Source organism: Methylobacterium crusticola, assembly GCF_003574465.1.
GTDB classification, from domain to species: Bacteria; Pseudomonadota; Alphaproteobacteria; order Rhizobiales; family Beijerinckiaceae; genus Methylobacterium; species Methylobacterium crusticola.
The window spans coordinates 1-6541 of sequence record NZ_QOWC01000312.1 but is presented as its reverse complement, the minus strand read 5'-3'; the positions used below and the strand labels follow the sequence as shown (position 1 = coordinate 6541).

The 6541-nt window shown below is 76.2% G+C and carries 8 protein-coding genes and 1 riboswitch; of the genes, 5 read left to right on the top strand and 3 right to left on the bottom strand.

Going from position 1 to position 6541, the window contains the following annotated elements:
• Positions 1–13: 13 nt before the first annotated feature.
• On the bottom strand, positions 14–814 hold the full coding sequence (locus DT057_RS33465; RefSeq protein ID WP_238313607.1) for a spermidine synthase: 801 nt from the start codon (positions 812–814) through the stop codon (positions 14–16).
• 576 nt (positions 815–1390) lie between these two features.
• On the opposite strand from DT057_RS33465, the gene DT057_RS33460 reads away from it, so the two are divergent.
• The gene (locus DT057_RS33460; RefSeq protein WP_203236453.1) at positions 1391–2278 is read left to right on the top strand and encodes an outer membrane protein; all 888 of its coding nucleotides are present in this window, start codon (positions 1391–1393) and stop codon (positions 2276–2278) included.
• Positions 2279–2391: 113 nt separating this feature from the next.
• Here the strand turns inward: DT057_RS33460 and cobO are convergent, their stop codons facing one another.
• Together cobO and cobU are read right to left on the bottom strand one after the other, a co-directional pair.
• Positions 2392–3003: a cob(I)yrinic acid a,c-diamide adenosyltransferase gene (gene cobO / locus DT057_RS33455; RefSeq protein WP_128566328.1), complete on the bottom strand. Its 612-nt coding sequence runs from the start codon at positions 3001–3003 to the stop codon at positions 2392–2394.
• A complete protein-coding gene (gene cobU, locus DT057_RS33450) occupies positions 3000–3539 on the bottom strand; it encodes a bifunctional adenosylcobinamide kinase/adenosylcobinamide-phosphate guanylyltransferase (RefSeq protein WP_128566329.1) in 540 nt (179 codons plus the stop codon). The genes cobO and cobU overlap by 4 nt, the downstream gene beginning before the upstream one ends.
• A 114-nt stretch (positions 3540–3653) precedes the next feature.
• A riboswitch (cobalamin riboswitch) is annotated at positions 3654–3863 on the top strand.
• A gap of 32 nt (positions 3864–3895) precedes the next feature.
• On the opposite strand from cobU, the gene DT057_RS33445 reads away from it, so the two are divergent.
• From DT057_RS33445 to cobW, 4 genes are all read left to right on the top strand, one after another.
• The gene (locus tag DT057_RS33445; RefSeq protein ID WP_128566327.1) at positions 3896–4072 is read left to right on the top strand and encodes a CbtB domain-containing protein; all 177 of its coding nucleotides are present in this window, start codon (positions 3896–3898) and stop codon (positions 4070–4072) included.
• 95 nt (positions 4073–4167) lie between these two features.
• Complete coding sequence (locus tag DT057_RS33440; RefSeq protein WP_128566326.1) at positions 4168–4977, top strand: CbtA family protein; 810 nt, start codon at positions 4168–4170, stop codon at positions 4975–4977.
• An 11-nt stretch (positions 4978–4988) separates the two neighbouring features.
• The gene (locus DT057_RS33435; protein WP_128566325.1) at positions 4989–5399 is read left to right on the top strand and encodes a DUF1636 family protein; all 411 of its coding nucleotides are present in this window, start codon (positions 4989–4991) and stop codon (positions 5397–5399) included.
• Positions 5400–5403: 4 nt separating this feature from the next.
• A complete protein-coding gene (gene cobW / locus DT057_RS33430; protein WP_128566324.1) occupies positions 5404–6438 on the top strand; it encodes a cobalamin biosynthesis protein CobW in 1035 nt (344 codons plus the stop codon).
• The last annotated feature ends 103 nt before the right edge of the window (positions 6439–6541 follow it).

Here is a 6541-nt window from a genome sequence, read left to right as displayed (position 1 = left end):
GGGCCGCGCGGGCTCAACGCCTGGGCTTGGAGCCGCCCGGCGGGGCCTTGGGGCCGCCCGGCGGGGCCTTGGAGCCGCCCGGCCGGGCTTTGGGCGCGCCCGGCCGCGTCTTGGGGCCGCCCGGGGGCCGCGCCTCCTCCTCCGTGCGGACCGCGATCCAGAGGACGTGGCGGCGGCCGCCGGCGCCGCCGTTCGCCCGCACCCGGATCTCCTCGACGGCGAAGCCCGAGCGCTGCAACCGGGCCTTGAAGGTCCGGTCCGGACCCTGCGACCACACGCCCAGGATGCCGCCCGGGCTCAGGGCGGCCCGCGCCTGCGCGAGGCCGGCGAGGTCGTAGAGCCGGTCGTTCTCCCGCCGCATCAGCCCCTCGGGACCGTTGTCGACGTCGAGGAGGATCGCGTCGTACCCGCCGCGCCCGGCCCGGATCAGGCTGCCGACGTCGGCCTCCCGCAGCTCCACGCGCGGGTCGTCCAGGCTCCCGGCGAAGAGGTGGGCGAGGGGCCCGCGGGCCCAGGCCGTCACCGCCGGGACGAGCTCCGCCACGACGACCTCGGCGTCCGGCTTCAGCTCCTCGAGGGCCGCCCGCAGGGTGAAGCCCATCCCGAGGCCGCCGATGAGCATCCTGGGGCGGCGGCGGTCCCTGAGGCGCGCGCAGGCGATCGCCGCCAGGGCCCGCTCGGACCCGCTGAGCCGGTTGTTCATCAGCTCGATCGACCCGACCACGATCGAGAACTCGTCGCCGCGCTGCATCAGGCGCAGGGCGGCGGCTTCCCCCGGCACGGCGCCGGTGTCGAGATGGACCCACGGAATCACGGATGCACTCCATTCAGGTCGGACGCGCGGGAAATGTGCGCGCGGGAAGTGTGCGCGCAGGAAATGTGCGCGCGGGAAGTGTGCGCGCAGGAAATGTTCGCGGGGGAAGCGCCCGCGCGGGAGCCGGCGGGGCCGCGCCCACCCGGACGGCGCCCGGCCCGGCGGACCGCAGGGTGCCGTGCCCGGACGGGTGGCGCCGATATGGGCGCTCGCGCGGCCTGCCGCGACCCGGCCGCCCGCGCCCGCGCTGCGGCCCCGCCGCGCAGGGCGGACGGAAATCCCGGCGCGACGGGGAGCGGGCGGCGTCATCCCGCCCGTTGAAGCACGCCCGGCCGCCCGCGCAAAGCGCTCCGGCCCGGGATTCCGCCGCGGACAAGGCGTCCCGCCCCGCCCCGGTTCCGATCTCGCGCAGTCCCGTGCCGGTCGACGCGCCCCGCACCGCGTCCTCCACAGATCAGGGGCCGATGGAGCGGGCCGCGTCGATCCCGTCTCGAGTGTGGCTGCAAAGTCATAGGTGGGGCCGCACGCTCAAGCTAGTCTGCCGGCAGAGAGTGACTCAAGACGAGGCGTCCGCCCGTGATCAAGAAGTTCATGCTTGCCGGCGTCGCCACGACGCTCCTCGCCGGGGCCGCCGCGGCCGCCGACCTGCCGCGGCGGGAAGCCCCGCCGCCGGTCTTCACCCCGGTGCCGGTGTTCACCTGGACCGGCTTCTACGCCGGCCTGCACACGGACTACGTCTTCACCGACAAGCAGCGCATCACCACGATCGGCAACGACACGACGCCGACGAACACCATCAACAACGTCGCCACCCTGCGGCGCGCGCCGGCGGTCCGCAACGAGCAGGACGGCCTCGCCAACATCGGCGGCGGCTTCGGCTACAATTACCAGTTCACGCCGGGCTCGGGCTTCGTCGTCGGCGTGCAGGCCGACTGGGCCTGGACCGACCTGCACAAGAACACGTTCTACCTCTCGCCCGTCCTCGATCCGAGCGCCTACCGGCAGGAGCTCGAGTGGCTCGGCACCGTCGTCGGCCGGGTCGGCTACGCCTTCGACCGGGTGTTCGTCTACGGCATGGGCGGCTTCGCCTACGGCAGCGTCCAGTACGACGCCAACTTCTACACGCAGGGCACCTCCAGCCGGCCCCTCGCCCTGGCGTATGCCGGCCGCTACAACGACATCGAGACCGGCTTCGCCTACGGCGGCGGCATCGAGTACGCCATCCCGACGGACAGCTTCCTCGCCCGCTTCAACCTGCTCAGCCTGGTCGGCATCCAGACCCAGGCCGTGACCATCAAGGCCGAGTACCTCCACTACGACCTCGGCCGCCGCAACGTGCTGGTGAACAACACCGGCCTCGTGCTGGCGGCGCCGCCGAACCCGCGCGGCTCCTACACCTCGCGCTTCCAGACCGAGGGCAACCTCGTGCGCGCGGGCTTCAGCTACAAGTTCAACGGCCTCTGACCGCCCGGCGCGCCGGACGGCGCGCCCCAGGACGCCCCGATCCCGGAAGACGCCGCGATCCCGCCGGCCGCCGTGCGCACCGCACGGCGGCCGGCGGCGCGTCGGGGGCCCGATCAGAACTCGATTCCCTCCTGCGCCTTCACGCCGGCGGCGAAGTGGTGCTTGACGAGCGTCATCTCGGTGACGAGGTCGGCCGCCGCCAGCAGCTCCGGCTTGGCGTTGCGCCCCGTCACCACGACGTGGAGGTCCGGCCGCCGCCCCGCCAGGGCGGCCACCACCTCGGCGAGCGGCAGGTAGTCGTAGCGCAGGGCGATGTTGAGCTCGTCGAGGATCACCAGGCGCACGCTCTCGTCCGCCATCAGCGCCCGCGCCCGCGCCCAGGCGGCCTCGGCGGCCGCGACGTCCCGGGCCCGGTCCTGGGTCTCCCAGGTGAACCCCTCCCCCATGGCGTGCCAGGCGACCCGGTCGCCGAAGGGGCCGAGGGCGAGGCGCTCCCCGGTCTCCCAGGCGCCCTTGATGAACTGCACCACGCCGACGCGCCAGCCGCGGCCGAGCGCCCGCAGCATCAGCCCGAACGCCGCCGTCGACTTGCCCTTCCCGGGGCCGGTATGGACGATCAGCAGCCCCTTCTCGATCGTCTTGCCCGCCACCTCGGCGTCCTGGACCGCCTTGCGCCGGGCCATCTTGGCCCGGTGGCGCGCGGCCTCCCCGTCGTCGCGGCTCATCGCCCCTCTCCCGTCGCCCGGGCCGCGCCCGGCCCCTCGCCCTTCACCGCCAGGGGCAGGCCCGCCACCATCAGCACCACCCGGTCGGCCACGGCCGCGAGGCGCTGGTGCAGCCGGCCGGCCTCGTCGCGGAACCGCCGCGCCAGCGCGTTGTCCGGCACGATGCCGAGCCCGACCTCGTTCGAGACCAGCACCAGCGGGCCGGCGGCCTCCGCGCAGGCGGCCACCAGGGCGTCGGTCTCGGCGGCGAGGTCGGCCCCGGCCAGCATCGCGTTCGTCAGCCACAGCGTCAGGCAGTCGACGAGGACGGGCCGCCCCGGCGGCACCGCGGCGAGCGCCCCCGCGAGGTCGCGGGGCGCGTCCACGGTCTCCCAGGGCCCGGAGCGCCGGGCGCGGTGGAGCGCGATGCGCGCGCGCATCTCCTCGTCGTAGCCCTGCGCCGTGGCGACGTAGCGCCAGGGGCCGGGCAGGGCCTCGATCAGGCCCTCGGCGTGCGCGCTCTTGCCCGAGCGCGCGCCGCCGAGCACCAGGGTCAGCCGCGCCGCGGTTCCGCGCTCCTGCGCCACCTCGATCCCTCCGCGGCGCGCCCCGCCGCGCCGGACGCATGGTGTCGGGGCCCGGCGCGCCGATTGCAAGCCCGGTTCCGACCCGCTAGGGTCCTGCCCGACGGTGCCTCGGCGACGAGGTGAAAAGGGAACGCGGTGGCGGGCGACGGCCCGGAAGCCGCGGCTGCCCCCGCAACTGTGAGCGGCACGACATCGATCCCTCGGGCCCGCCACCCGCCACTGGAGCGATCCGGGAAGGCGGCGGGCGCCAACGAGGCCGCGAGCCAGGAGACCTGCCGTCACCCGCTTCCTCTCGACGCCGCCGGCGGGGCGGCAGGAGTCACGTCATGGTCGCCATCACCCGGTCCCTTCCCACCACGCTCGCGGGCGAGCGCCTCGGCGCCGTCGTGCTGGCCGCCGCCCTCGGCCTCGGGCTGGTCTTCGTCTCGGGCTTCGCCCCCGTGGTGGCGCTGCACAACGCCGCGCACGACTGGCGCCACGCCCACAACTTTCCCTGCCATTGAGGCGACCGCCCGTCCGCCCCGGCGGACCCGACCCGGCCCTCTGACCGCGCCGCCCGGCTCTCCGGGCGGCTGTTTCCCGTGCAGGTGATCCCCAGATGACGAAGCGTCTGCTGTCGGCGGCCCTGGTCGCCGGCTTCCTGGCCGCGTGCGTGACCTCCGTGCTCCAGTTCGCCCTGACCTCGCCGCTGATCCTCGCGGCGGAGAAGTACGAGGAGCAGGCGGGGCTGGCGCCCGCCGGCCCGGGCCTCCCGGGCCTCCCGGGCAGCAACCCGGGCCTCCCGGGCAGCAACCCGGGCCTCCGGGGCGGCAACCCGCTGCTCGTCCTCGCCCATGCGGGCCACGATCATGCCCCCGAGGGCGCCGGCGCGGCGGCCGCCTGGCAGCCCGCCCCCGGCCTGCCCCGCATGGCCTTCACGGCGCTCGCCACCCTGGTGAGCGGGGTCGGCTACGCCCTGCTGCTCGGCGCGGTGCTCCTCGCCGACCGCCGGACCGTGACGTCCGGCGAGGCCCTGCGCTTCGCGGTCGGCGGCTTCCTGGCGGCGAGCCTCGCCCCGGCGGTCGGCCTGCCGCCCGAGCTCCCCGGCATGGCGGCGGCGGCTCTCGAGAGCCGCCAGGCCTGGTGGGCCGCCACCGTCGCGGCGACGGGGCTCGGCCTCTACCTCGCGGCGATCCGGCGCGGGCCGGCCGCCCTGGCGCTCGGCCTCGCCCTGATCGCCGCCCCGCACGTCTGGGGGGCGCCCCGGGCGCCCGAGGCCGCGAGCGCCCTGCCGGCCGCCTACGCGGCGCAGTTCGCCGCCCGCTCCCTCGCGGTGGCGTTCGCGTTCTGGGCGGTGCTCGGCCTCGGCTTCGGCTGGGCCTGGACCGCCCTGGGCTCCGGCCGGTCCGCCGCGCCGGGCACCGCGTGAGGGGCCGGCCGATGACGAACCCGACCGAGCCCGTGACGCTCTACGTCTGCACCGCCTGCCGGGACGCCGCCGACCCGGCCGACGGGCCGCGGGCCGGCGCCCGCCTGCTCGAGGCCCTCGCGGCCGCCCTGGCGGCGCGCCCGGCCGCTCCGGTCCGGATCGAGGCCGTCGAGTGCCTGTCCGTCTGCAAGCGGCCCTGCACGGTGGCGGTGGCGGCCCCGGGCCGCTGGACCTACGTCTACGGCGACCTCGACCCGCAGGCCTCCGCCGAGGTCATCCTCGACGGCATCGGCCTCTACGCCGCCGCGCCGGACGGCCTCGTGCCCTGGCGCGAGCGGCCGCAGGAATTCCGCAAGGGCGTCGTCGCCCGCATCCCCCCCGCGCCCGGCCGCCCCGTGGCCATCCCGCCTGGAGCAGCCTGACGCCATGACCGTCCTGAACAAGATCCCCTGCACCATCGTCACGGGCTTCCTGGGCGCCGGCAAGACGACGCTCGTGCGCCACGCCATCGCGCACAACGACGGCCGCCGCCTCGCCATCATCGTCAACGAGTTCGGCGACGTCGGCTTCGACGGCGCGCTGCTCGCCGAGTGCGGCGTGCCGGGCTGCGACGCGGGCTCGGTGGTGGAACTGCCCAACGGCTGCATCTGCTGCACCGTCGCGGACGACTTCGTGCCGGCCCTGAACACGCTCCTCGACCGGCCGGAGCCGCCCGAGCACATCCTGATCGAGACCTCCGGGCTCGCCCTGCCGAAGCCCCTGGTGCAGGCCTTCAACTGGCCGGCGATCCGCTCGCGCGTGACCGTGGACGGCGTCGTGGCGGTGGTGGACGGCCCGGCCGTCGCCGCCGGCGCCTTCGCGGACGACCCGGCGGCGCTCGCGGCCCAGCGCGCCGCCGACGCGAGCGTCGAGCACGAGAATCCCCTCGAGGAGGTGTTCGAGGACCAGCTCCTCTGCGCCGACCTCGTGGTGCTGAACAAGGCCGACCTCCTCGAGGCGGGCGACCGGGCCCGGGTCCGCGCCGAGGTGGAGGCGCACCTGCCCCGCGCCGTGAAGGTCGTCGAGACGGCGCACGGCGCCCTCGACCCCCGCGTGCTCCTCGGGCTCGGGGCCGCGGCGGAGAGCGACCTCGCGTCCCGCCCCTCGCACCACGAGATCGAGGCGGACCACGACCACGACGACTTCGAGAGCGTCGCCCTGCCGGTCCCGCCGGCCGGCTCGGCCGACGACCTCGCGGCCCGGGTGGGGCGGGCCGCCGAGGTCGCCGGCGTCCTGCGCATCAAGGGCTTCTGCGCCGTGCGCGACAAGCCGATGCGCCTCGTCGTCCAGGGCGTCGGCCGGCGCGTCGCGCACCATTACGACCGCCCCTGGCGCCCGGGCGAGCACCCGGACGGCACCCTGGTGGTCATCGGGCTCGCGGGCTTCGACCGGGCGGCCGTCGCGGCGGCCCTGAAGGGATAGCGGGATGGGTGCGCGGGAGACCGGGCGGCGCCCGCCCGGGGAGGCGCGGCCGCCCCCCCGGCCGGGAGCGGGCGGGCCGCGCCCGGCGGAGCCGCCGGTGCGG